Below are 20,368 nucleotides of genomic sequence, written 5' to 3'. Positions count from 1 at the left end.
AGGACTCGCCAATGCTCCCGCCTTACTCCCGTATTGATGCAGAACTGGTCAGCGGTTCGGATCTGCCGCCGCAGGCGCCTGCGCCGTGCGTGCGACTGCTGCAGGCACTGGCCTCAGGGCTTGATGGCGATTTTCAGAACACCATCGCGCTGGTGGGCGAACAGGTCGTAGGCGGCCACGATGTGCTCCAGCTTGTACTCATGGGTGACCATCACACCGAGGTCGACTCGCCCGGAAGCGAGGACGTTCATCAACCGGCGCATGCGCTCCTTCCCGCCGGGGCACAACGCCGTGACGATCCGGTGGTCGCCCAGGCCTGCCGCGAAAGCAGACAGCGGGATGGTCAGATCGCTCGAATACACGCCCAGGCTGGAGAGTGTCCCGCCCGGCTTGAGCACGCGCAGGGCCGACTCGAACGTGGCCTGCGTCCCCAGCGCCTCGATCGATGCATCCACGCCGCGTCCGCCGGTGGCCTTCATGATCTCGTCGACCACATCGCAGTCCTTGAAGTTGAGCGTGAGGTCCGCCCCCATCTTCTTTGCGATATCCAGGCGGTGGTCGTTGCCGTCCACCGCGATGATGGTGGAAGCGCCCAGCAAGCGCGCCCCTGCCGTCGCGCACAGGCCGATAGGCCCCTGGGCGAACACGACCACGGTATCGCCGATGCGGATGCTGGCGTTCTCCGCGCCTTTGAAGCCGGTGGACATGATGTCGGGACACATCAGCACCTGCTCATCGGTCAGGCCATCCGGGATCGGGGCCAGGTTGGCCTGCGCATCCGGCACCAGCACGTACTCGGCCTGGGTGCCATCGATCAGGTTGCCGAAGCGCCAGCCAGCCGTGGCTTTGAAGCCGTGACAGCCGCACAGGCCTTGAGGGACCAGGTAGCTGCCGTCCTGCGAAGGCGCGCCATCCTGTGCGGCATAAGAGTTGAAGTTTGGACAGATCGCTCCTGCGATCACGCGCTGGCCTTCGCCGTAGCCCTGCACCGCGCTGCCCAGCTTCTCGATCACGCCAACCGGTTCATGGCCGACGGTGAGGCCCTTGGCGACCGGGTATTCGCCATTGAGAATGTGCACATCGGTGCCGCAGATGGTCGTGGTGGTGATGCGGATCAGCGCATCGTTGGGGCCCACGTCGGGGATCGGCTTGTCGACCACCTCGATGCGGTCCTTCTCGACGAACACTGCGGCTTTCATCAGCGCGGCCATATGCACTCCCGGTACGGTTTCAAAGAACAGGATGTCGGGCTCAGTGGCCGCTGGCCTTCTTGAGCACAGCGTATAACTCGTCCTTGAGTCGCAGCTTTTCCTTCTTCAGGCTTTCGATCTCCAAGCCGGTTCCTGGCTGTATCTGCGCCTCCATGTTCTTGATCTTCTGATCGAGGTGGTTGTGATGGTCGAACAAGCGCGTGAAGTGCTGGTCGCTGTGCTTGAGCGCTGTGATGAGCGTTCGGTACTCAGGAAACATCGGATCGCCTTCGCTTTCATTGAACGTCGCAGGGACACGGCACCCCCCGCCCCACCGGGCAGGACGCGATTTGAGCGCATGCCTTGAACTGGGACCAGTATCCGGGCCGACCGGCTCCGTTCAGTTGATCCATGTCAACGACCAGGCCAAGCGCCGAGTCGAGGTGGGCCATTAGGCCGGTGCGTAGCCTAGAGAGCGCAACTTTCGTGCTACTGTCACTTTGAAAAGAACACGGCCAGCGGGGTTCGGACCCTGGCGGTGCGCAAGATCGCCTGGGAGAACCTTCGGATTCGGCATTTGCGAGGTTCCATTCGGAGATCAAGCACGGCCGACTCCTGCGGCCCAGCGCCCTGCCGGTTCTCCTAGTCCCGCGCCTGATCAATCAGCACGAAAACCGAATGCTCACGCTCTCTTCTCTGGGTGGTGCCGGCACCGTCACCGGCTCCAAACACCTGCTCACCCACGGCCAGACACGCCTGCTCGTCGATTGCGGTCTCTTCCAAGGCCTGAAGAATCTGCGCGAGCTCAACTGGGAGCCGTTGTCTGTGGATCCCCGCTCCATCGATGCGGTAGTCCTCACGCACGCACACCTGGACCATTCGGGTTATCTGCCGAAACTCGTGAAGGATGGCTTTGCCGGAAGCATCTACTCGACCCCCGCCACCCGGGCCGTGGCCGAGTTGATCCTGAAGGACAGCGCCCACCTCCAGGAAAAAGATGCCGACTTCGCCAATCGCAAGGAATTCTCCAAGCACCATCCCGCCTTGCCGCTGTATGGTGTGCGCGAGGCCGAGCGTGCCTTTCAGGCCTTCGTACCGGTGCCATCGCACAAGTCCGTCGCGCTGCCGGGCGACGCCTCCCTGCTCCTGCGCGGTGCGGGTCACATCCTGGGGGCGTCGACGGCGCAGATCGACATCGCCGGACGGCGCATCGTGTTCTCGGGCGATCTGGGCCGCTATGACGATCCTGTGATGAACGATCCCGAGCCCGTACCTGAAGCGGACTACGTGGTAATCGAATCCACCTACGGCGACCGACGCCATGAGGTGGCCGATCCTGTCGAGGCACTCGGTGCCGTGGTCGAACGTACCGTCAAGCGCGGGGGGACGGTGGTGATACCGGCCTTTGCCGTCGGACGTGCCCAGTCCCTGATCTACCACCTCTGGCAACTCAAGGAATCCGGGCGTCTGCGCAACCTCCCCGTCTACCTGGACAGCCCGATGGCGGGGAGCGCCAGCCAGTTGCTGCACGACTACCCGAAAGACCACAAGCTCAAGGCACGGGACTACGAGGCAGCGTGCGGGGCCGTGACCTATGTGCGTGACGTGGAGGAATCCAAGGCGCTGTCAGCCAACCGTTTTCCCAAGGTGATCGTGTCCGCCAGTGGCATGGCCACCGGCGGGCGGGTACTCCACCACCTCGCCGCTTTCGGGACAGACCACCGCAACACCATCCTGTTCTCGGGATTCCAGGCGGCCGGTACCCGGGGCCGCTCGCTGCTCCAGGGTGCGCAAGAGGTGAAGATTCACGGCCAGTGGGTCCCGGTTCGCGCCGAGGTCGCGGAACTTCCCATGCTGTCCGCGCACGCCGACAGCCAGGAATTGCTGCGTTGGCTGGGTGGATTCCGGCGTGCACCTCGGCGGGTCTTCATTGTTCACGGAGAGCCCGATGCCGCGGACGCCCTGCGCAAGCGCGTGGAGCGCGAACTCGGCTGGAACGCAGTGGTTTCCCGACAGGACCAAGTATTCACCTTGTAGAGCGGAGCCCGCAGCTGGAGACGGCCGGTCGACTGCGAATGCTCAGCGCCATGCGCCGCGCCCTGGCATCACTTCGGTGGCTTGAACGCAAGAAAGTCTTCTAACGCATGGAACTCCAGCTGCTTGGGTAGCTTGGCCGGCGTCAGGTAGTCCTCGATATCGGAAAAGATCTTGCCATGGTCCTGGAGATCCTTGTCCGTGTAGACGATCACGGGGATCCCACGCTTGCGGAAGTACGCCTTCAATTTCGACATCTCCCTCTCGAAGTTGGCTTGCGCCTCTTCGTTGATGGCCTTCTGGGTTTTGCCCTTGGTACCGGACAGAAGGCCATGCGTCGACCAGGGAGACAGTTCGAAACCAACCTTCGACAGCGTGTACGGGTCGATGACAGTGAAATCCAGTCGGTGCTCGTGCTTGACATCTTTCCCGCCGTAGCGCAGTTCGGGAATGAGCAGAGGCACATCTTCCGGTACTGCGCTGTCTCGAACGAACTCGCAGTAAAGCTTGGCAATGGCAAGCTCATGGGCCGAGCCTGAGTTCCGCACAAGGGTGTTGCGAAAGAACGAAAGGTACTGCTCGACGTCGTTGAACGTGATGCGCTCGTCCTCATCGGGTATGACGAATCCAGTCTCCAGGATATGTCCGATCGTCCAGTACTTCGGCTTGAAATGCCGGATCTCGCTCTTGTCGTTCTCCCATGCCCCGTTCTTGAACCTCGGCGTCACGAAGATTCCATAGGCGGCGTTTTTCTGGCCGATCCAGATCTCCGCCTCTTCGACTTCTGGCCGCTTCCTGGACAGGGCGTCATAGTTCCTGAGATAGGTGCGCGTCAAAAAGAGCTTGAGCCATTTGAGCACCTTCCTGTGCTGTCGGACATGGACATAAGCATCGTAGTAACGGTTGCCTGCCCGTGCGTAGATGCCCAAGCCCTCCAGAGTTCGCAGAAAGCCCTGGAGGTACAAGGCCACGAACTGTTCCGGCGTGTCGATCACCTCGTTCTTGATGTCGATGTACTCCGCGTACTTTCCGCCGTAAGTCGCATTCAGAGAGTGTTCGTTCTCATAGTCCGTCAAATCAAGCACATCTTCAAGAAGCTCGTTGATTTCATCGGTCAACTTGGCGATCTTCTGATTGCGCAGGGTCTTTGCGGGATCTCTTTTTGCCATCGCCTCAACTGCCTCCAAACATTCAACTCGATCAATAGTGCTTGGCACAGATGGTAAAGCCAGGCAGTCGTTGCGCGTACGCGAGCCAACGCGTGACGTCGCCCGGCCATGCCCAACGCGAACCACGCCTGCACCGGACTGTGCTTGTGATACGTTACAAACCAGCAAGAAGAAGCGATCACAAGGAATTCAGGATGAAGGAAATCAGTGGCCGGGCCTTTGCAGAGCGTTTTGCTCTGAACCCTTCGGGCTTTGCGTGGTTACTCGGTGCCGGAGCTTCCGCCACCGCGGGCATACCGACCGGCTATCAAATGATCCAGGAGTTCCGCACACGCCTTTTTGCCTCGGAAACCGGCATCAGCCTGCGCGAAATCGATCCGGCGGACCCTGTTTGGCAGTCGCGCATCGACCTGCACCATGAGAGAAAGGGGGTCCTCCCGCCCAAGGGAGACCCCTCGGAATACAGCCGGGCGTTCGAGGCCCTGTACCCCACGCCGGAGGATCGGCGGCTTTTCATCAGGAACCAGGTCAGCAAGGGGAGCCCGTCGCTCGGCCACAAGGTGTTGGGCTCGCTGCTGGGAGCACGGAAAACTCCCTGCGTGTTCACGACGAATTTCGATTCGCTCGTCGAGAGCGCTGCCACCATTGCGTCCCAGCTGCTGCCCGCCAGCGAGCGCGGCACGCCCACCCTCGCCGCCATCGACAACGCGGCCCGCGCCGAAACCTGCCTGCGCGAGAGCGAGTGGCCGCTGATCGTGAAGCTGCACGGCGACTACCAGTCTGTCGAACTCAAGAACACCGATCAGGAACTGGCGCAGCAGGACGCCCAGTTGAGGCTGGTGTTGACCCAATCGCTGCAGCGGTTCGGATTGGTCGTCGTCGGCTACAGCGGGCGCGACGATTCCATCATGCAAGCCTTGAACGCGGTCCTTCGATCGCCCGTTCGCTATCCCAAGGGCATTTACTGGCTGTGCCGTGACGCCGACAGCCTGCTTCCCGCGGTCCGGGGACTACTTGAACAGGCCGAATTGGCACAGGTGGATGTGCATCTGGTCAGGGGTACCACCTTCGATGAGCTGTGCGGAGACATCGCAGACGTCACGGACCTCCCCGCCTCTCTGGTCGCCCATGTGTTCGGCGACCGCAGCAGCACCGCTGTCGCGCAGGTACCGCTGCAACGGCAGGCAGCACTGAAAGCGCCGGTGCTGAGGCTGTCGGCGATGCCATTGATCGAGATGCCCAGGTCGGCCCGAAAGATCAGCCTGAACGCGAACGCGGGCATCGCCGACATTCGCGCCTTGCTCAAGCAGGCCGGTGTGCGAGCCACCGTCGGGCAAGCGGGAGGCCTGGGTGTACTGGCCGCATTCGGAGCTGACGCGCCACTGGAGAAGGCGCTCGCTCCCCTCGGCGCGAAGTTGGCCGGCGAGGTCGCGCTTGACATCGCCAAGGACTCCTGGGCCAAAGGCGTGATCTACGACGCCCTCCTTCGCGCGCTCTGCAGGGAACTGCCGCTGTTTGCACGTTTGCATGGCCGAGGCCACAGCTTGTCGGTGTCGCGTCCTAACAGTGAACTTCCCAGGGAACTGGCCCAGGCCAGGCGAGACCTGTTGTCCCGCCTGAAGACTGCGTATGGCTCCGAATTGACCGGGCCTGTCCCGGGCAGTTCCGGCAAGTACTCCGAAGGCCTGTCGATCCGGCTGGAGCAGGCAGACGATCGCTGGTGGGCCGTGTTCGAGCCTGCGACCTTTATCGACCTTGACCGCCGCACTGCTGACGCCGATACCCCGCAGATGACCGCCGAATGGCGCAAGGCCGAGGATTGGCGCAGGGAGCGCTGGGTGCAGAAGTACAACCACCGCTGGTCCGCCATCCTGGATGCCTGGGTGGAATTACTGACGCATGCCCAAGGTCCCCGGCGCAGTGCCTACGGCTTGGCCACTGAGACGGGTGTCGACGCGATATTCGAGCTGGGCGCCAAGACCGCGCGCAGCAGGCCCGCGCACGACCACGACTTCTTTCATGTGCAGCGGGGGCAACGATGAGTGTCGAGAAGCCACTCCCGATCAGCTTGCCCGCCTTCACGTTGCTGGAGGAGCCCGAACTGGCCTTCGCATCTGGAGACCCCAAGGCCCGACACCGGCATCCACTGCTGGGACTGTCGCGGTTCGGCGCGTTCGACCAGGCATCGTACCGGCACTACAGCCGAGACCTTCGCGTCGCGTATGTGGGCCCTAGGTCGGGCGCCGCGCTGGTGCGTGACATGCGAGAGAGCCTGCGTGGACCGCAGCGCAACACCGACAACAACAGCTACGCGCAAGCCTATCCGGGATTCGAAGACCTCTTCGGGGTAGACCTGCTCAGTGCCGACAAGCAGGCCCATGTCGTGTGGCCCGAGGAACTGTTCGACCTCGGTCAGGGCGACACGGTCAGCGAGCGGGTGCGTGCAGCGCTCCATCACGCACTCCGGCGCCTTGAGGCGGCGCGCGCCGAGTTTGACGTGGCCCTGGTGTACTTTCCCGACCGGTGGCTTCCGCATCTTCGAACCAAGGAGTTCGATGCGCACGACGAACTCAAGGCGCTTGGGGCTCAATTGGGCATTCCGACCCAGGTCATCAACGACAAGTCGCTGAAGTTCGGCAACTGGGGGGCACGCGCATGGCGCCTGTCCGTGGCGTTGTATGCCAAAGCTGGTGGGACGCCCTGGAAGCTGGCGCCGATCGAGGGCATTCCCGGGGACACCGCCTACATCGGGCTGGCCTATGCCATCCGTCGATCCTCGGACGAGGCCCACTATGTGACCTGCTGCTCGCAGGTCTTCGACATGGAAGGAGGCGGCATGCAGTTCATCGCCTTCGAGGCGAACGATGCGATTACCGACGAAGCCGAAGCACGGCGCAACCCCTTTCTGTCGCAAGCCGACATGCGGGCGGTCCTCACGCGCAGCGTCCGGCTCTACCTCGAAGGACATGCAGGCCGCGTCCCGCGTCGCCTTGTGATTCACAAGACCACCGCCTTTACCGAGAGCGAGCTCAAGGGAGTGCAGGACGCGACGCAGTCGATCCCGGAAGTCGAGTGCATCGAGATCGGCTCGAGCTCGGCATGGCGAGGCGTCTGGATGGTCGAGGCGCCAGGCAAGCAACCCAGCATCCAGCCAGCGCGCTTCCCTGTTCCACGCGGCACCCTGGTCATGACCTCGGGCAACGCGGCGCTCCTGTGGCTCGCCGGCAATGCACCGTCAGCGGTTGGCGGCAGGGATTACTTCCAGGGTGGCAAGAGCATCCCGAAACCCATTGTTCTTCGTCGTCACATGGGGCGCGGCCCCTTCGAGCTCCTCGCCTCCGAGGCCATGGCGCTCGCCAAGATGGACTGGAACAACGATGCGCTCTACGACCCCTTGCCGGTGACGATCATGTACTCGCAACGACTGTCGCGCACCATCTCGAATGTGCCAAGCCTGCCCGCGCACAGCTATCCCTATCGCCTCTTCATGTAGGTCACCAAAAGTCAGGTCGGCAGGGTTGTTCGTGCCCCGATGGGGATCAGGCCGGGCGCCTGCGCACCAGCGCCAGCAATTGCGGGCCATCTCGGTAAAGTGGAGGCAGCGACAGGGCCAGCAACAATGCCGCGAGCGGAACGACGCAGATGAACCCGACGTACTTGAAGCCCACGGCTCCCGCGATCCCGCCCAGAACGAACATCCCGACCAGACCGCCGGCCTGCTGCAGACGCGCCGGGTTGTGCCGCACCTGCGTCTGCGCGTCGCTGCGTCGACGGTTCCAGTAGAGCATCTTGCCGAGTTCGATGCCCACGTCGGTGATGTTGCCGGTCATATGCGTGGTGCGGATGCTGCCGCCGGAGGCCTTCGACGCGACGGCGTTCTGCAGGCCCATGATGAATGCCAGCAGCAGCACCGTGATCGGCACCGCGAACGGCGTTGGCCAAGTGAGCGTGATGGCCCCCATCAGGCCGAATGGGAACATCAGCGCCGCTTCGAGCATCAGCGGCAAGGCATAGACACTGTGCAGCCGGTGCTGCCGGCCCCAGTTCACGAGCATGGCGCAGACCGCCGCCCCCAGCACGAACGCCAGAATGGCGCCAAGGGCATTGAGCCAGAGCGTCGCATTGCCCAGCACCAGCCCGTCCGCCAGTTGGGAGGTGAAGCCCGTCATGTGCGAGGTGTACATGTGCAGGACGAGGAAGCCGCCGGCGTTCACCGCACCGGCATTGAAGGCAAGCAGCAACCCCAGCGCCCGGTTGCTGGCGACAAGACGGCGACGGTGGGTAAGGAGCTTGAGCCTGCGCATGGAAGGACGGCCGGGTGCGGCCCCGGCACATCCACGTCCTATCGACGTCGAGGCGCATGCACGGTCGCTCAACAGAATCCAACGGTGAAACAGGTGTCAATTATCCGACACGAACCAATCCGATCTCTGCTGCGGCGAACCAACCGACATCCGTCTCACTACAATCTTGTGCAAGGCGCCCGCCGTACTTGCACGCGAGTAGAAACAGGTTCTTCCTTCCATCGTCATCGATTTCCCTTCCGGGCCTCGTCGCCGGGGACTTAAACGCGTGCGTCTGCCCCGATGCGACGAGGTGAACCGAAAGGAAGACGCATGACGTTCAAAGCACTGGCGCGCGCCGCGCACCACTCCCTGCAGTCCCGCGCGGGCTGCGATATCCGCCACAGCCACGTTCACGAACTGCTGGCCGCAGCTTTCGGCTACAGAACCTGGGCCGCCCTGACCACGGACGCGCTGCTGGCCGACCAGGGCGTCGGGCAGGCGCCGCAGGCTTCGGCTGGGCCGCAGATCACTGGGCGGGCGCTGCAACTGCAGTACGGCCAGACCGAGGCGCTGGCCATGGCAGGCGCGCTGATGCAGTTCATCGCCGACCAGCACCTGGGGCTGGTGCGCTGGACGGCACTGGCGCCGCTGCTGCCCATTTCTACGCCGTCCGAGGGACTCGGCGAGGATGACGAGGACGATGAATGGGATGAAGACCTGGCGGGCCAGGACGATGCACCCCGCCCAGTCCAAAACGCGACCGCCCTCCCCCGCGAGCATTTTCTCGCCTCCGCTCTTCTGCTGGACAGCTTGGCGGCGGCCGCGACGAAGGATCCGCGCGCGCATTACCTGCTCGCTGCCTTGCTCCGTTGCAGCAAGCCCAACCCCTACCTCTACGAAGAGTCGTTGAAGGGGCGCCAGCTCACCGCCAGCGAACGCGGTTGGGTCGAGCAGTACCTGCTGCTGGCACCCCGGTACGTGCGCTACGAGGCGCACCTGAAGGCCGCAGCCGAAGCCGGCGTGCGCGCCGCCGCATTGGAATACGGGACGGTCTTCCAGCGTCCGGAGTTCATTGCCCTGGCCGAGCGCCTCGATGGCGATGTCGACCCCGAGCAGATGGCGCAGGTGGCCTCAAGCCCCGAGGCCCGAGCCCGGTGGCTGCGGCATGCCGCCGAAGCGGGTTCTCGCCGTGCACTGGAAGACCTCGCCGACCTCGGCGACCCCTGGGCGCAAGAGCGCATGGCTCCCCGCGCCAGCATGCACTGGCTGCGGGACGCCGCCGAGCGCGCCCTCGCCGAAGGCGATCCGGTGCGCGCCTGGATCTGGCAGTACGTGGGGCTGGCGCGCGGGAAGGACTTGACGCTTTCCACGCTGGCTGCGCGTCACGATGGCGGTTCGAACGACGGCGAGTTCTACGACAGCGACTTTGGCGGGCCGCTGTACGTCGATGGCGACGAAGGACTCGTCCTGCCCGAAATGGAACACGACCAGCACCGCCAGGCGCGTGCGAAGGCCCAGGCGATCCTGAGAGCTTGAGTGCCTTGGTATCGTCGGATCGCGATACCAAGCCGAAGGAGGTGACTCGAAGCGGTGGCGGGGACAATACGGCCATTGCTTCGCAGTCCTCCGTTGCCATGCCCGTCCACTTCGCCATGCTCCAGCTGTTCGACTCCGCCCAGGGGAGTCTCGTCGAGATCGAGCTGGCGCACCCGGACATGCCGCGCGGCGAACGCCGCTGGCTTTGGATCGAGCCCAACTGGGTGACGCTGCTGCACCCTGCCATTGAAGGCACGCCCACGCTGCGCGTGTTCGATGGCGCCGTCCTGGCGCTCGACGGACAGCGGGGTGAACTGCGGTGGCACAACGGGCGGCGGAACGCACTGTTGGCGGATCCCGATGCGGCGCTGCGCCCCGAGTTCCGGCGGCTGGTGCATCAGCACTTGAACTGAAGCCTCAAGCGACCCGGCGCTGGTCGCGCTCCGACATCAGCGCGGCATAGCGCGCACTGACGGCATCGCCGTCGAGGCAGTCGGCCGAGATGCCCGCTGCCTCCGCGACACGCCGGCGCACCGATGCAAGATGCCGGGCTTCGGCTGCCGTCGGCATGCAGACCGGCCACCCCGCCTCGTAGAGCAGATGCGCGGGAATCTCCATCTCGGCCGCCTGCCGCCGCGCGGCGCGTTCCTTGGCCTCTTGGGCCTGGGCACGCAGCGGGGCATCGAGCAGCCCTGGCGCCACGTCGGCCAGCCATTGCGCACTCTGGAACGAGAAGGTGCTGCGGACCTCCAGGCGGACCAGCTCGCGGTAGATCGCGGCGTTGTCCTCGCAGCGCGCCGCTGCCTGCAGGTCGCCACGGGACGCCAGCACACAGAAGGCACAGGACACGCGGCTGCTGCCGTAGATGCGGTAGGCCTCGTGCAGCACACCGCCTCGCTGCGCGATGTAGTCCAGCACGTCCTGGCGCGACCAGTGGATGACCGCGTGCCAGGACAATCCGACACCGCGGACGCGGGTCAGGCCGGCATCGGGCTTGGCCACCGGCTGGCGCCTGCGCGCGGGGCTTTCGTCCCAGCGCAGCCCGACCGCCGACACCACCGGACCGACAGGATGGCGGGCACGGATCGCGCGAGAAATGATCTGCGATTTGAGCTCACTGGTACAGAAGCGATGGGACGCGAAACTCCACGGCATGATCAGCTTCACGCACGACAGCGTGCGGTAGCGCTCCACGTTCGCGGCCCATCGCGACAGCCAACGGTCGAGCATGTCCCCGGCCGGCCGGCGCACGGTCAGCAGTTCCCACCCAAGACGTTCGGCCAGCCGCTCGCAGACGGGTGCTGAATCGCGCCATTCGATGCGACCAAGATCGCTGTGGATCAAGGCCCGGGGACCGGCATGGCCAATGTGGTCCAGATGGGTCTGCACGCGATAGGCCAGGGCCTGGCTGTCCTTGCCGCCGCTGACCCCGACATACACCGGCGCGTGGCCCGCCAGCGCCACGTCGACCTGCGGATCGCGGGCGATGCCGAAGCGCTGGCCGGATGCCGACGGAAAACTTCGCGGGGCCTGGGGCTCGGCCAACGCGAGCCCTGGCAGTTGGATCTGTTGCACGGGGTGCCTCCTGATTCCAGGATAGGCAGCAGGTGCGCTGCATCAACGGGCACGGTTGCGCATGCCGACGCCGCGCGACAATGCGCCCATGTGCGACGTCCAACTGGTCGAAACCTCTCGCGCGCTGCGCTTGGCGCCGCCTCACTTGCGCTGCTGCATCTGAGACGCAACGATCCATGGCGAAGCCCTGTACGTGGAGGGCCACTTGGACGACGGGTCGCCCGGCCTGTACCGCTGCGCCTACCACGAGGACTGCGCCTGGGACATGGAGCACGACGACACGGCGATCGATGCCCACGATGGCTGCTTCAACTACGGCACGCCCCTCAGTGAGGACGACAGCCCACAGACCGCCGTAGCGGAGGCCCAATGAGCGCTTGGTCGCTGAAGCGCACCGCCCAATGCCCCAAGTGCCCGTGGCGCGTCGACGTCGACCCGCGCACCATTCCGAACGGCTACTGCGTGGACAAGCACTCGGCGCTGGCGTCGACCATCGCCGCGCCCGGCGCGCTGCCGGACCCGGATGCGCCGCTGCACATCATGGCGTGCCATGAGACCGAGGACGCACATTGCGTGGGATGGCTGAACAACCAGTTGGGACCTGGCAACAACATCGCACTGCGCCTGCGCATCCGCTCCTGCACGAACGTGGGCGAGCTGCGCCTGCACGGACCGCAGCATCCGACCTTGGAGGCCACCCTGCCCCGCCCTGCCCAGTCGGCATCGCAGCCGTCACCGGGCGCCGAAGCAGTGCCTGCCACGCTGGATTCCCGGCCGTAAGCCGGCCTCAGGTGGACAGCCCCAGCGCCGCGACAACGGCTTCCGTCATCGACTCGTTGTGCGCCTGCGGGACGTCGAACGTCTCATGCAAGACGTTCATCGACGCGAACAGGCGCTCGAGCACGCGACCGAGTTGCGCAGGTTGGCGCAGCCGGTAGCCGGCCTGGGTGCCACTGTCCTCCTGCAGGTCCACGTCCACCAGCATCAGCAGGATCAGCTTGAGCTGATCCGGCAGCGGCAGCAGGAAGTGCAGCCAGTGGTTCCACTGCGCATCGACGGCCCGGAAGAACCGCACGCATTCCGGGATCAGCAGCAGCGGCCGAGGATCATCGTCGTAGCCCTCGACCTGCACCACCATGCGGCCCGCGAAGCGGCGGACTTGGGCCGCGTCGTCGCTGAAGAGCATCAGGTGCCCGACCGTGCTGCCCACGCGGAAGTCCTCGATGTCCGCGCGCGAGATGACGACAACGGCGAGGTCCGCGCCCGGCGACATCCGGTCGAATCCAGCCGCGTCCGTGATCCTGATCTGCATCGCAAATCTCCTCTGAAATGAAGGCGGCAGCGCCGCTCAGTGTCCGGTACCGCGGGAAGAATCAGTCACAGCCGGCTTGACCGCGAAGGGCCGCTGGCGGGCGCCCTCAGCGGCCGCAGCCTGAGCGTCCATCACGTCGCGCTCGCGGAACCCGACCGGCAGCCGCACACGGGGGTCCGCGAACACCCACAGATGGAATTGGTTCGCGGAGTCCACCAGGCGAGACTCGGCCGGGTAGACCTCGAAACCTTCATGCTCGTCGCCGACGATCATGTTCTTGATCGCCTGCAGTTCGCGCCAATCGTGGATGGCCTCTCGGTCCCGGCGCTTGATCGACAGCCAGAACACGTCGCCCGTGTCGGGTCCGAAGGGCGTCGAGACCGTCTCGACGTTCACCTGGTAGCGCTCGTTCATGTAGACCGACTGCCGCCGCAGCTTCTCTACCTGCTGCATCGCCGCCTCGCGCGTGAGACCGTGGCGCGCCACCAGCACGTCGGCGTCGAACGCGCTGAGCGGCAGGCTCGCCGCATGGAACGGCCCCATTGCGGGCGAAGGAGCGGGAGCAAGCCGCTGTGCAGCGCGATCGCGCTCTGGGAGAGCCGGTGCGCCAAGGCCGAAGCCCAGGCAGCCCATTCGCCCCCCAGGGAGGGGCCGACCTCGGCGTCGGCCATGCCCGGCTTGGCCCAGGTGAACCAGAATGCGCCGGCCAGTTCCGGGCCATCCTCCCGATGCCCATGGTGGACCTGGTATCCGTCGGCCTGGAGCTGGCGCCGCATCTCGTCGGCAAAGTGTGGGATGTCCATGAGAAGTAGATCCGTGAACGGCGGCACCATCGCCGCCGTGTCAGGATCTCGTGCCTTCCGGCCGATGCAAGCCCACCGCCATCGACCCGAGACGCACACCCCAGCCCGATAAAATCGATCCTCGCGCGATGTGCCATCCGGCGCTGCGCGATCCCTTCATCACAAAGATCAACATCGAGAACCATGGCAACTGCAAAGAAGACCACCCAGGCCGCGCCAGCGAAAAAGGCCACCAAGGCCCCAGCCACCGCCGGCATCCGTCCGATCAAGGACACGTTCACCAAGGGCGCACTGACCAACCATTTGGCCGAGCAATCCGGCGTCGAGCCCAAAGCCGTCAAGGCGGTGCTTGCCGCGCTGGAAGCCACCGTGCTCGGCGCGGTCAACAAAAAGGGCGCAGGCGAGTTCACGCTGCCCGGTCTGCTCAAGATCGGCGTTCAGAAGGTGCCCGCAAAGCCCAAGCGCAAGGGCATCAACCCGTTCACGAAAGAGGAACAGGTCTTCGCCGCCAAGCCCGCCACGGTGCGAATCAAGGTCCGCTCGCTCAAGAAGCTCAAGGACGCCGCGCTCTGATGCGGACCGGCAGCGGCCGCCCGGTCAGCCGGGCGGTCCTGTCACCGCCACGCGCTCCGACCTGCACCGCCCCACCATGCGTCGCAGCCGCAGCCGCATCTGCAGCGTGGACAGGGGCTCTGGGAATCGCCTGAGGTTGGGGTCGCTGGCTTCCACGCCCCACCATATGCTGGCGTAGTCCGACACCACGCCGTTGTAGCCGCAGTCCGGCCCGTCCTCCTCGAACTCCGCGCACAAGCGCTGCAGCGCCTCGCGATGGCTCAGCCGGCGCACGGCGACCAGCACCGCGGGGTTCCACACCACCCAGACGTTGCCGCCGAAGCCTCGCACCGCGTCATTGCCCGAGTTCAGGAAGAACCGGTCCCAGGACTCGCCCTTTGTATGGCGCCCGCCCTCCGCGTCAATCCCGTCGGTCCAGCGCGCCACTGGCGCGATGCAGGCCTCCAGCACACAGCCGCCCGTTTCGTACATGCCGTACTCGTAAGCCAGGGTCAGCGACTCACTAAGGCAGATCCCGGTTCCGGTGTAGCTGAGCGAGGCCGAACGGCGAAAACCCTCTCGCAAGATGCGCCGCCCGCTCGCGCTGCGCGTGCCATGGTAGAGCGGCCCCAGGCGGCCATCGGTAGTGGTGTCCATGGCCTGAGCTTCCCAGTGGACCGCCTCGCTGCAAGGTTGACCGTCTTGGTGAACCTCGCTCATGCAACAGCCCCAACTGCGCCGCCATGGAGGGTGCCGTCGCGTGCCCTGCGCGCCACTATCATTTCGTGATGACGGCAACGGCATGGCAAGACCTATCGCGCACGCAGCTTGGCGCAAGCCGGGTTCTGCGCGGGATCGCGCCCTAGCAACAAGGATTCGATCCGATGCAGGGGCTCTTCGTGCTCGATCAGAACGTGATGCAACGGCCGGCGCTGGCGCAATTCATCCGCCAGAATCCGCAAGCCAACCTCGTGCTCCCGGATACGGCGTTGGTCGAGATGAGCAAGAGCGACCAATGGGAGCACACCTTCCGCCGCAACCTCGCGCCGCTCCAGGCCCACGCCTCGCGATGCTTCATGTCGCTGTCTGTGCAAGAAGCCCGGGAACTGGAGCTTCTGCATGGGCAAAGCAGCCACCAACTGCTGCTGCCGGACGATTTCGCACAGTTGCTGCGGGACGCGATCGAGGGCAGTCAGGCATCCGACGGCAACGCAACCCTGGCCAGGATCCGCTCGAGCATGCCGTCGCTGCGCGCCGGGTTTCCCGCGCACGACCTGAACGCGGCCGCAGCAAAGGATGAGCTCGTCGGCCGCGTCCGCGAAATCCGGAGCAAGCTGCTGCCGCAGGCAGCTGCGGTCATGCAGGGATCCGCAAACCGGGAGACTGACCAAGGTCATCGTCGCGCGCAACATCGGGGACGGCCTCTACCAGGCCTACATGGAGAGTGCTGGCGCCTCACTCGCCGTCGCGCGTCAGCTCAAGGCGCAGCAGGGCATGTGCCTGCGCTGGTGCTACATGCTCGCGCACCACGCGCTGTCGTGGGCGGTGGACGGCGGGATCGAGCCCGCCGGGGAGAAGACCGTTCTGAACGACACGCTCGACCAGGACTACGTGATCATCGGCTCCTTCTTCTCGGGCGTCATCAGCCTGGAAGCCGCCGTGACTGACGCACTGACGGACCTGCGCGCAATGCTTCTCCTGCCGCCGCTGCCGGTCGAATACCAGTCGCTCACGCCGTCAGCGCGGGATTGAGCAGGTCGATGCCTGCGCCTTTGCATTTGATCCACGGCCCTGCAGGATGCCCCAGCCCATCCCAATCGAGCAGCGCCCGCAGTGCTTCCTCGCTGTGCTCATAGCAGTAGCGCCGTTCGTAGCATTCGTACGTCAGCCCGACCGCCAGGCCGGTCGTGAAGTTGTAGCGGCGCAGCCCGCACAGCACGTCGCCGATCACCCGTAGCTCACGGTAACCCTGCTCCAGCAGGAAGGACTCCAGTGCCTGCGTGAGCACGCTGGCCGACCGTCGTCCACGGGTTGCCCTTGACCGAACGGCGAGCGTCATCCTCGGGCTCCTGGATCATGAGGCTCGATCCGGTAGCCGCGGCGCTGTTCGAACTCCCGGTACTGCTCTGCCACGCTGGCATCGCGGTATTCACCGGCCACCGTGTCCTCCGCCCCCTTGCCATCGAGCCCCGGCAGCGCGCCGATCGCCCCGCCCCACAGCTGGCGCTCCTGGTGAGCACCCACGAATGGCAACAGGTATGCGTCCAGGATGCCACGCCCTGGTGACTCAATCTCCCGGCTCAACGCGGCCAGGTAGTCCGCCTTCGTGGTGCGGTGCCACTCGATGCTGAAGCCCGCACGGTGGCAGAGTTCGCTGTGGACCACCAGCATGGTGCGGCCGTTGCCATCGAGAAAGGGGTGGCCGTAGGCGAACAGCCCCATGACCTCGCCCGGCCGCCGCGCCAGTTGCTGCTCGTCGCTCGCGATCCGCAGCCCCTCCTCCACGGCGAGCCTGGCGGCGCGCGGGTGGCTGAACCAGGTGCCGGCCTTGGTCACGGCGATGTCTGGCGCGGTGACGGCGCGATCCTGGCCGGCCCAGGGGTAGAACGCCGAGAACAGGATGCGGTGGACTTCGAGGAAGTCCGCGTAGGCAAGGGCCTTGCGCTTGGCCAGGTAGGCGATCGCGTCGTCGAGGCTCGCCCGGAACAGCTGGTGCTCGAGCTCCTGGACGATCTTCGGGTCTTTTTCGCCAAACCGGTTGCGCAGATAGCCGGCCTGGGCGAAATCCTTAAATGGATCGAACACCCTGCTTGCGCTCCCGCAGGTAGTTGACCAGCAGTGCGGCCATGTCGTCGGTCGAGAGCGTGCCGGCGCGCTTCAGCGCAACCAACAGATCCTGCACAGGCCCGGATCGCACCTCGTCGCCCGCCAGGCGGGTCACGGTCTCGGCCCACTGGTCGGAGGGCGTGCGGGCGTAGCTCACCCCGAACTGCCGCGCGAGATCACGGACGAACTGGGCCACGCCCGTGGTCGGTATCGCCAGCCGCCGCTTTGAAAGGAGTACATCGGGGTGCTTGCGCGTCCGGTCGTTGACGTAGGCCACGGTGCGATCGCCCAGGCGCAGCTTGCGCGAGACGCGGCGGTGGCCCGTATCCAGCACAACGGAATCACGGGAACCCTTCAGGCTCTTCATGGCGCCGGCCGCATCCCGGTTCTTCGAAGCCAAGTCCATCTTGAGCTTGGCGGCAGTCTCCCGTGCCAGGGTCTCGAAATCGGCCAGCGGCCGAATCGCGCCGGTCTTCTCGTCCTTGCGGGCTTTCGCGTAGACGCCGACCCCCAGGCGGATCAGTTCACCGTCGCGCTGCAGCGCCTTGAGGGCGTGCGACACCTGCGAAGCGCTGCCCAACTCCGCGAGTTCGGCGCGCAGCACGACCTGCCCGGCGCGACGCCGGACCGAAAGACGCATGCGATCCTGGAGTTTCATGGTCTGGAGCCTCTGGGCGCATCTTACCACCTGACCGTGCTGATTGGAAGAAAATCCAATCCCATCAATGGCTTACATCCGCAGACATTGCCTGTCGTCGAGCAAGGACTGCAAACCGTTGCAGCCGCCGGTGCGGATGGACCGGCTACATCAGCTCGAACGGCGACAGCACGCCCGCCAGGTGTTCCTCACGCCCTGCGTCCACCACCAGCCAGAGCGTCGGACCGTTACCGGCCCTGGCGCGCTGGAGCACGTCATCGATGGTCATTGACGGGGCGAGCAGGCGATCCGGCGGGACCTCCTCAAGCTCCAGGGGCGGGACATGCGCCACGGCCTCCCCGATCACCATCCCGAGCCGGCGTTTCCGGACGTCGGCCGGACGCACGTTCAGAAACTGGGCCAGCGCCAGTTCGGAGAGCAGAAACCACTTCTGCCCATGCCGCACCGGGAGAAAAGAGAACGAGTGCATCAGCATCAGCTGCCGGGCATGGGCCACGGGCCGCCAGGGCTCCACGGTGATGACGGACTTGACCATGACGTGGCCGACCGTGGGTGTGACATCCGCCATCAGCGCTTCCTCCAATCCGATGCACAACTCGATGGCCGCGTGCGTGGCATGGCGCGCATAGGCACCCAGGTGCATGTTGTCGTTGCGTGCCTTGCGCACGGTCGCATAGAGCGCCTCGAAAGGCTTGAATCCAGAGGGATGGGTCCCGGCGAGTTCGGTGAGCACGGGCGACAGCCGCGCGTAGGAGCCGATCCGGTGCTCGTACTGCCCCAGGTCGCCCTCCTTGCCCAGGAGACGCAACCCCAGCGCCTCGAGCGCGAAGCAGATCTGCTCAAAACCTTCCGCGTCCGCCAGCGCGGCATAGCGCCCCGCGCGCAACTCGTCGCGATAGTGCTGGCGCTCCACGTCGGACAACGGCTGCATGGGCGGCGGCGGTTGTTGTCGGCTCATCCCTTGCGCCACCTTACTCCTTGCCCGGCACCAGATCGACGCCGATGCGATCGGCCAGATCCAGCAGTTGCGCATAGCCCCGCTCGTCCGTGAGCAGGCTGCGCGAGTCGCCCACCTGCTGCAACGCCCCCTTGGGGATGCGGTCGCCGAACAACATCACCGCGCGCGCCGAGTCGTCCTGGCGGGAGATCCAGGACAGGCCCTGGATGTCCTTGTGCTTGGCATGGATGGCCTCGGCCCAGGACCGCGTCTTCGGGTACTGGTCCTTCTCGGTGTCGATCAGCTGCTTGCGCTGCACACCCAGCTTGCGCAGCGCGACATTGCCGAGATCGGCCAGCTTCAGGTCGCGCGTGACCTTGACCTCGGAATGCAACTGCCCCTTCAGTTTTCCCTTGTCGTAGTGCTTGAAACCCGGTGCGTGGGACACGTCGTGGAACACGGACTCCATCACGGCGGCGTCGAACGTAGCCGCCGCATAGAGGGTCGGAATGGGATCCCCCTCGGCGTCCCGGATCGGGCTGAACCGTGCATTGCCCTTGAGCCCCGGATTGAACTGGTCGCCTGCGTACAGGTCCTGGTGGACCCGGTGCAAGACCTGCTTGCTGGACAGCGTCCACGGCGTGACGTGGAGCGTGTCCGGAGGCTCCGGAGTGGCCTGGCTGCCGGCGCCCTCGGGCGCGGCAGCACGGGCCGGCGACGGCGACTTCCGCGTCCCCGGGGCCTTTGGAGCCTTAGCCATGCGCGACGTCTTCCGTCTCGTCGCGGGCGGCGGCAACGACCTGCTCCGGGTCCGTCGCCAGCACGTCCTGCGGGCGCCGCCCGCCGAGGAAGCTGTTGGCAGAGAGGAACCAGTAGGCAAGCCCCCAGCCGTCCTTGTCATTGCCGAACACCTCCAGGACGGCCTTCAGGGCCTTGCGCGGCCGCCAGTTGGCCTGCGGGTCCAGGCCGTAGCCGGGAAAGTAGTCGACGCCGTTGTGCTGGATCGCGAAGATCTGCTGCGAGCGCTTCCACTTGTTGGGCTGAGCACTCGGATTGGTCGTGCTCAGGCCCGCCAGCTCGGCCAGCTTGGCCGCTGTCAGCCAGTCCGCTCCCTCCAAGACCGCCTTGCGCGAACGCGCGAGCATCGCGGCTTCCTTGAGCAGGGTGGGCGTGGGCGGGGTCCTGGGTACCACCGCGCTGACCAGGGCCTTGAGGGCCTGCGCGTTCTGCGCAGTCTGGTCGCGCAGCGCCGTCTCGATGAACACCAGGACGTCGGTCAGCGTCTGCGCCAGCACGCCTGCATGCGCGGCGCTGGCCCGTGCCACGGGCATGACGATGACCTGATCGGCCTTGAACTTGCCCAGGCGATCACGCACCTCCCGGGGTGTTCCCACCAAGGGGCCAAGGGCAGTTGGTTCGTGAACGGCAGTCATGGCATGCTCCAGATTTGATGATCAAGGTTACCATAGATTCATCATATCCACCATAAC

The 20,368-nt window shown here is 65.2% G+C and carries 24 protein-coding genes; 9 read left to right on the top strand and 15 right to left on the bottom strand.

The genetic code is table 11. From position 1 onward, the window contains the following. Positions 1 to 113: 113 nt before the first annotated feature. Complete coding sequence (locus tag AC07ZS_RS03425; RefSeq protein WP_494797231.1) at positions 114 to 1,211, bottom strand: NAD(P)-dependent alcohol dehydrogenase; 1,098 nt, start codon at positions 1,209 to 1,211, stop codon at positions 114 to 116. A gap of 40 nt (positions 1,212 to 1,251) precedes the next feature. Continuing rightward, the gene (locus AC07ZS_RS03420; protein WP_494797230.1) at positions 1,252 to 1,470 is read right to left on the bottom strand and encodes an HP1242/YdcH family protein; all 219 of its coding nucleotides are present in this window, start codon (positions 1,468 to 1,470) and stop codon (positions 1,252 to 1,254) included. A 398-nt stretch (positions 1,471 to 1,868) separates the two neighbouring features. On the opposite strand from AC07ZS_RS03420, the gene AC07ZS_RS03415 reads away from it, so the two are divergent. Beyond that, complete coding sequence (locus AC07ZS_RS03415; RefSeq protein WP_494797229.1) at positions 1,869 to 3,227, top strand: MBL fold metallo-hydrolase RNA specificity domain-containing protein; 1,359 nt, start codon at positions 1,869 to 1,871, stop codon at positions 3,225 to 3,227. Positions 3,228 to 3,295: 68 nt separating this feature from the next. Here the strand turns inward: AC07ZS_RS03415 and AC07ZS_RS03410 are convergent, their stop codons facing one another. Beyond that, positions 3,296 to 4,342 (bottom strand): topoisomerase, encoded by a 1,047-nt coding sequence (locus AC07ZS_RS03410; RefSeq protein ID WP_494797228.1) that lies wholly within the window; start codon positions 4,340 to 4,342, stop codon positions 3,296 to 3,298. A gap of 245 nt (positions 4,343 to 4,587) precedes the next feature. Between AC07ZS_RS03410 and AC07ZS_RS03405 the strand changes: the two genes are divergently transcribed. Together AC07ZS_RS03405 and AC07ZS_RS03400 are read left to right on the top strand one after the other, a co-directional pair. Continuing rightward, positions 4,588 to 6,435, top strand: a complete 1,848-nt coding sequence (locus AC07ZS_RS03405; protein ID WP_494797227.1) for an SIR2 family protein — start codon at positions 4,588 to 4,590, stop codon at positions 6,433 to 6,435. After that, complete coding sequence (locus tag AC07ZS_RS03400) at positions 6,432 to 7,886, top strand: argonaute/piwi family protein (protein ID WP_494797226.1); 1,455 nt, start codon at positions 6,432 to 6,434, stop codon at positions 7,884 to 7,886. The genes AC07ZS_RS03405 and AC07ZS_RS03400 overlap by 4 nt, the downstream gene beginning before the upstream one ends. A gap of 46 nt (positions 7,887 to 7,932) precedes the next feature. On the opposite strand, the gene AC07ZS_RS03395 is transcribed toward AC07ZS_RS03400, so the two are convergent. After that, positions 7,933 to 8,697, bottom strand: a complete 765-nt coding sequence (locus tag AC07ZS_RS03395; RefSeq protein ID WP_494797225.1) for a YoaK family protein — start codon at positions 8,695 to 8,697, stop codon at positions 7,933 to 7,935. A 312-nt stretch (positions 8,698 to 9,009) separates the two neighbouring features. Between AC07ZS_RS03395 and AC07ZS_RS03390 the strand changes: the two genes are divergently transcribed. Beyond that, positions 9,010 to 10,215: a hypothetical protein gene (locus tag AC07ZS_RS03390; protein ID WP_494797224.1), complete on the top strand. Its 1,206-nt coding sequence runs from the start codon at positions 9,010 to 9,012 to the stop codon at positions 10,213 to 10,215. Further along, on the top strand, positions 10,212 to 10,628 hold the full coding sequence (locus AC07ZS_RS03385) for a hypothetical protein (RefSeq protein WP_494797223.1): 417 nt from the start codon (positions 10,212 to 10,214) through the stop codon (positions 10,626 to 10,628). Before AC07ZS_RS03390 ends, AC07ZS_RS03385 begins: the two co-directional genes overlap by 4 nt. A gap of 4 nt (positions 10,629 to 10,632) precedes the next feature. Here AC07ZS_RS03385 and AC07ZS_RS03380 read toward each other — a convergent pair whose 3' ends face one another. Next, on the bottom strand, positions 10,633 to 11,790 hold the full coding sequence (locus AC07ZS_RS03380; RefSeq protein WP_494797222.1) for a phosphoadenosine phosphosulfate reductase domain-containing protein: 1,158 nt from the start codon (positions 11,788 to 11,790) through the stop codon (positions 10,633 to 10,635). 205 nt (positions 11,791 to 11,995) lie between these two features. Here AC07ZS_RS03380 and AC07ZS_RS03375 point away from each other — a divergent pair, with 205 nt between their 5' ends. After that, on the top strand, positions 11,996 to 12,163 hold the full coding sequence (locus AC07ZS_RS03375; protein WP_494797221.1) for a hypothetical protein: 168 nt from the start codon (positions 11,996 to 11,998) through the stop codon (positions 12,161 to 12,163). Continuing rightward, on the top strand, positions 12,160 to 12,570 hold the full coding sequence (locus AC07ZS_RS03370; RefSeq protein ID WP_494797220.1) for a hypothetical protein: 411 nt from the start codon (positions 12,160 to 12,162) through the stop codon (positions 12,568 to 12,570). Before AC07ZS_RS03375 ends, AC07ZS_RS03370 begins: the two co-directional genes overlap by 4 nt. 7 nt (positions 12,571 to 12,577) lie before the next feature. Here the strand turns inward: AC07ZS_RS03370 and AC07ZS_RS03365 are convergent, their stop codons facing one another. Together AC07ZS_RS03365 and AC07ZS_RS03360 are read right to left on the bottom strand one after the other, a co-directional pair. Next, positions 12,578 to 13,102 carry a hypothetical protein gene (locus AC07ZS_RS03365; RefSeq protein WP_494797219.1) on the bottom strand — a complete coding sequence of 175 codons (525 nt, stop codon included), beginning with the start codon at positions 13,100 to 13,102 and terminating at the stop codon, positions 12,578 to 12,580. Positions 13,103 to 13,138: 36 nt separating this feature from the next. After that, on the bottom strand, positions 13,139 to 13,645 hold the full coding sequence (locus AC07ZS_RS03360) for a DUF7694 domain-containing protein (protein WP_494797218.1): 507 nt from the start codon (positions 13,643 to 13,645) through the stop codon (positions 13,139 to 13,141). A 443-nt stretch (positions 13,646 to 14,088) separates the two neighbouring features. Here AC07ZS_RS03360 and AC07ZS_RS03355 point away from each other — a divergent pair, with 443 nt between their 5' ends. Beyond that, on the top strand, positions 14,089 to 14,478 hold the full coding sequence (locus AC07ZS_RS03355; protein ID WP_494797217.1) for an HU family DNA-binding protein: 390 nt from the start codon (positions 14,089 to 14,091) through the stop codon (positions 14,476 to 14,478). A gap of 24 nt (positions 14,479 to 14,502) precedes the next feature. Here AC07ZS_RS03355 and AC07ZS_RS03350 read toward each other — a convergent pair whose 3' ends face one another. Further along, complete coding sequence (locus tag AC07ZS_RS03350) at positions 14,503 to 15,114, bottom strand: hypothetical protein (protein ID WP_494797216.1); 612 nt, start codon at positions 15,112 to 15,114, stop codon at positions 14,503 to 14,505. A gap of 155 nt (positions 15,115 to 15,269) precedes the next feature. Further along, positions 15,270 to 15,578, bottom strand: a complete 309-nt coding sequence (locus AC07ZS_RS03345) for a hypothetical protein (RefSeq protein ID WP_494797215.1) — start codon at positions 15,576 to 15,578, stop codon at positions 15,270 to 15,272. Positions 15,579 to 15,753: 175 nt separating this feature from the next. Here AC07ZS_RS03345 and AC07ZS_RS03340 point away from each other — a divergent pair, with 175 nt between their 5' ends. Beyond that, complete coding sequence (locus tag AC07ZS_RS03340; protein ID WP_494797214.1) at positions 15,754 to 16,209, top strand: hypothetical protein; 456 nt, start codon at positions 15,754 to 15,756, stop codon at positions 16,207 to 16,209. Here AC07ZS_RS03340 and AC07ZS_RS03335 read toward each other — a convergent pair. The 6 genes from AC07ZS_RS03335 to AC07ZS_RS03310 all read right to left on the bottom strand — a co-directional run bounded on the left by AC07ZS_RS03335 (position 16,187) and on the right by AC07ZS_RS03310 (position 20,311). After that, the gene (locus AC07ZS_RS03335) at positions 16,187 to 16,516 is read right to left on the bottom strand and encodes a hypothetical protein (RefSeq protein ID WP_494797213.1); all 330 of its coding nucleotides are present in this window, start codon (positions 16,514 to 16,516) and stop codon (positions 16,187 to 16,189) included. The two genes, AC07ZS_RS03340 and AC07ZS_RS03335, sit on opposite strands and share 23 nt — an antisense overlap. Further along, entirely contained in the window at positions 16,513 to 17,262 is a 750-nt protein-coding gene (locus AC07ZS_RS03330; RefSeq protein ID WP_494797212.1) for a Fic/DOC family protein, read from the bottom strand. Before AC07ZS_RS03330 ends, AC07ZS_RS03335 begins: the two co-directional genes overlap by 4 nt. Next, positions 17,246 to 17,941, bottom strand: coding sequence for a DUF6088 family protein (locus tag AC07ZS_RS03325; protein ID WP_494797211.1), 696 nt, complete (start codon positions 17,939 to 17,941; stop codon positions 17,246 to 17,248). The genes AC07ZS_RS03330 and AC07ZS_RS03325 overlap by 17 nt, the downstream gene beginning before the upstream one ends. 145 nt (positions 17,942 to 18,086) lie before the next feature. After that, positions 18,087 to 18,872, bottom strand: a complete 786-nt coding sequence (locus tag AC07ZS_RS03320; RefSeq protein ID WP_494797210.1) for a hypothetical protein — start codon at positions 18,870 to 18,872, stop codon at positions 18,087 to 18,089. Between the two features lie 40 nt (positions 18,873 to 18,912). Further along, the gene (locus AC07ZS_RS03315; protein WP_494797209.1) at positions 18,913 to 19,638 is read right to left on the bottom strand and encodes an RES family NAD+ phosphorylase; all 726 of its coding nucleotides are present in this window, start codon (positions 19,636 to 19,638) and stop codon (positions 18,913 to 18,915) included. Beyond that, the gene (locus AC07ZS_RS03310; RefSeq protein WP_494797208.1) at positions 19,631 to 20,311 is read right to left on the bottom strand and encodes a hypothetical protein; all 681 of its coding nucleotides are present in this window, start codon (positions 20,309 to 20,311) and stop codon (positions 19,631 to 19,633) included. The genes AC07ZS_RS03315 and AC07ZS_RS03310 overlap by 8 nt, the downstream gene beginning before the upstream one ends. Positions 20,312 to 20,368 lie beyond the last annotated feature (57 nt).

The organism is Hydrogenophaga sp. GW456-12-10-14-TSB4, assembly GCF_059424305.1.
Note: the sequence above shows the minus strand (reverse complement) of the source record. Positions and strands in the feature narration are given on the sequence as shown.

What these genes read in the sequence shown, in the direction of transcription:
- AC07ZS_RS03425 (WP_494797231.1), bottom strand. Translation starts at nt 1,211, where the DNA reads ATGGCCGCGCTGATGAAAGCCGCAGTGTTCGTCGAGAAGGACCGCATC.
- AC07ZS_RS03420 (WP_494797230.1), bottom strand. Translation starts at nt 1,470, where the DNA reads ATGTTTCCTGAGTACCGAACGCTCATCACAGCGCTCAAGCACAGCGAC.
- AC07ZS_RS03415 (WP_494797229.1), top strand. Translation starts at nt 1,869, where the DNA reads ATGCTCACGCTCTCTTCTCTGGGTGGTGCCGGCACCGTCACCGGCTCC.
- AC07ZS_RS03405 (WP_494797227.1), top strand. Translation starts at nt 4,588, where the DNA reads ATGAAGGAAATCAGTGGCCGGGCCTTTGCAGAGCGTTTTGCTCTGAAC.
- AC07ZS_RS03400 (WP_494797226.1), top strand. Translation starts at nt 6,432, where the DNA reads ATGAGTGTCGAGAAGCCACTCCCGATCAGCTTGCCCGCCTTCACGTTG.
- AC07ZS_RS03395 (WP_494797225.1), bottom strand. Translation starts at nt 8,697, where the DNA reads ATGCGCAGGCTCAAGCTCCTTACCCACCGTCGCCGTCTTGTCGCCAGC.
- AC07ZS_RS03390 (WP_494797224.1), top strand. Translation starts at nt 9,010, where the DNA reads ATGACGTTCAAAGCACTGGCGCGCGCCGCGCACCACTCCCTGCAGTCC.
- AC07ZS_RS03370 (WP_494797220.1), top strand. Translation starts at nt 12,160, where the DNA reads ATGAGCGCTTGGTCGCTGAAGCGCACCGCCCAATGCCCCAAGTGCCCG.
- AC07ZS_RS03365 (WP_494797219.1), bottom strand. Translation starts at nt 13,102, where the DNA reads ATGCAGATCAGGATCACGGACGCGGCTGGATTCGACCGGATGTCGCCG.
- AC07ZS_RS03360 (WP_494797218.1), bottom strand. Translation starts at nt 13,645, where the DNA reads ATGGGGCCGTTCCATGCGGCGAGCCTGCCGCTCAGCGCGTTCGACGCC.
- AC07ZS_RS03355 (WP_494797217.1), top strand. Translation starts at nt 14,089, where the DNA reads ATGGCAACTGCAAAGAAGACCACCCAGGCCGCGCCAGCGAAAAAGGCC.
- AC07ZS_RS03350 (WP_494797216.1), bottom strand. Translation starts at nt 15,114, where the DNA reads ATGGACACCACTACCGATGGCCGCCTGGGGCCGCTCTACCATGGCACG.
- AC07ZS_RS03345 (WP_494797215.1), bottom strand. Translation starts at nt 15,578, where the DNA reads ATGCAGAAGCTCCAGTTCCCGGGCTTCTTGCACAGACAGCGACATGAA.
- AC07ZS_RS03340 (WP_494797214.1), top strand. Translation starts at nt 15,754, where the DNA reads ATGAGCTCGTCGGCCGCGTCCGCGAAATCCGGAGCAAGCTGCTGCCGC.
- AC07ZS_RS03335 (WP_494797213.1), bottom strand. Translation starts at nt 16,516, where the DNA reads ATGACGCTCGCCGTTCGGTCAAGGGCAACCCGTGGACGACGGTCGGCC.
- AC07ZS_RS03325 (WP_494797211.1), bottom strand. Translation starts at nt 17,941, where the DNA reads ATGAAACTCCAGGATCGCATGCGTCTTTCGGTCCGGCGTCGCGCCGGG.
- AC07ZS_RS03320 (WP_494797210.1), bottom strand. Translation starts at nt 18,872, where the DNA reads ATGCAGCCGTTGTCCGACGTGGAGCGCCAGCACTATCGCGACGAGTTG.
- AC07ZS_RS03315 (WP_494797209.1), bottom strand. Translation starts at nt 19,638, where the DNA reads ATGGCTAAGGCTCCAAAGGCCCCGGGGACGCGGAAGTCGCCGTCGCCG.
- AC07ZS_RS03310 (WP_494797208.1), bottom strand. Translation starts at nt 20,311, where the DNA reads ATGACTGCCGTTCACGAACCAACTGCCCTTGGCCCCTTGGTGGGAACA.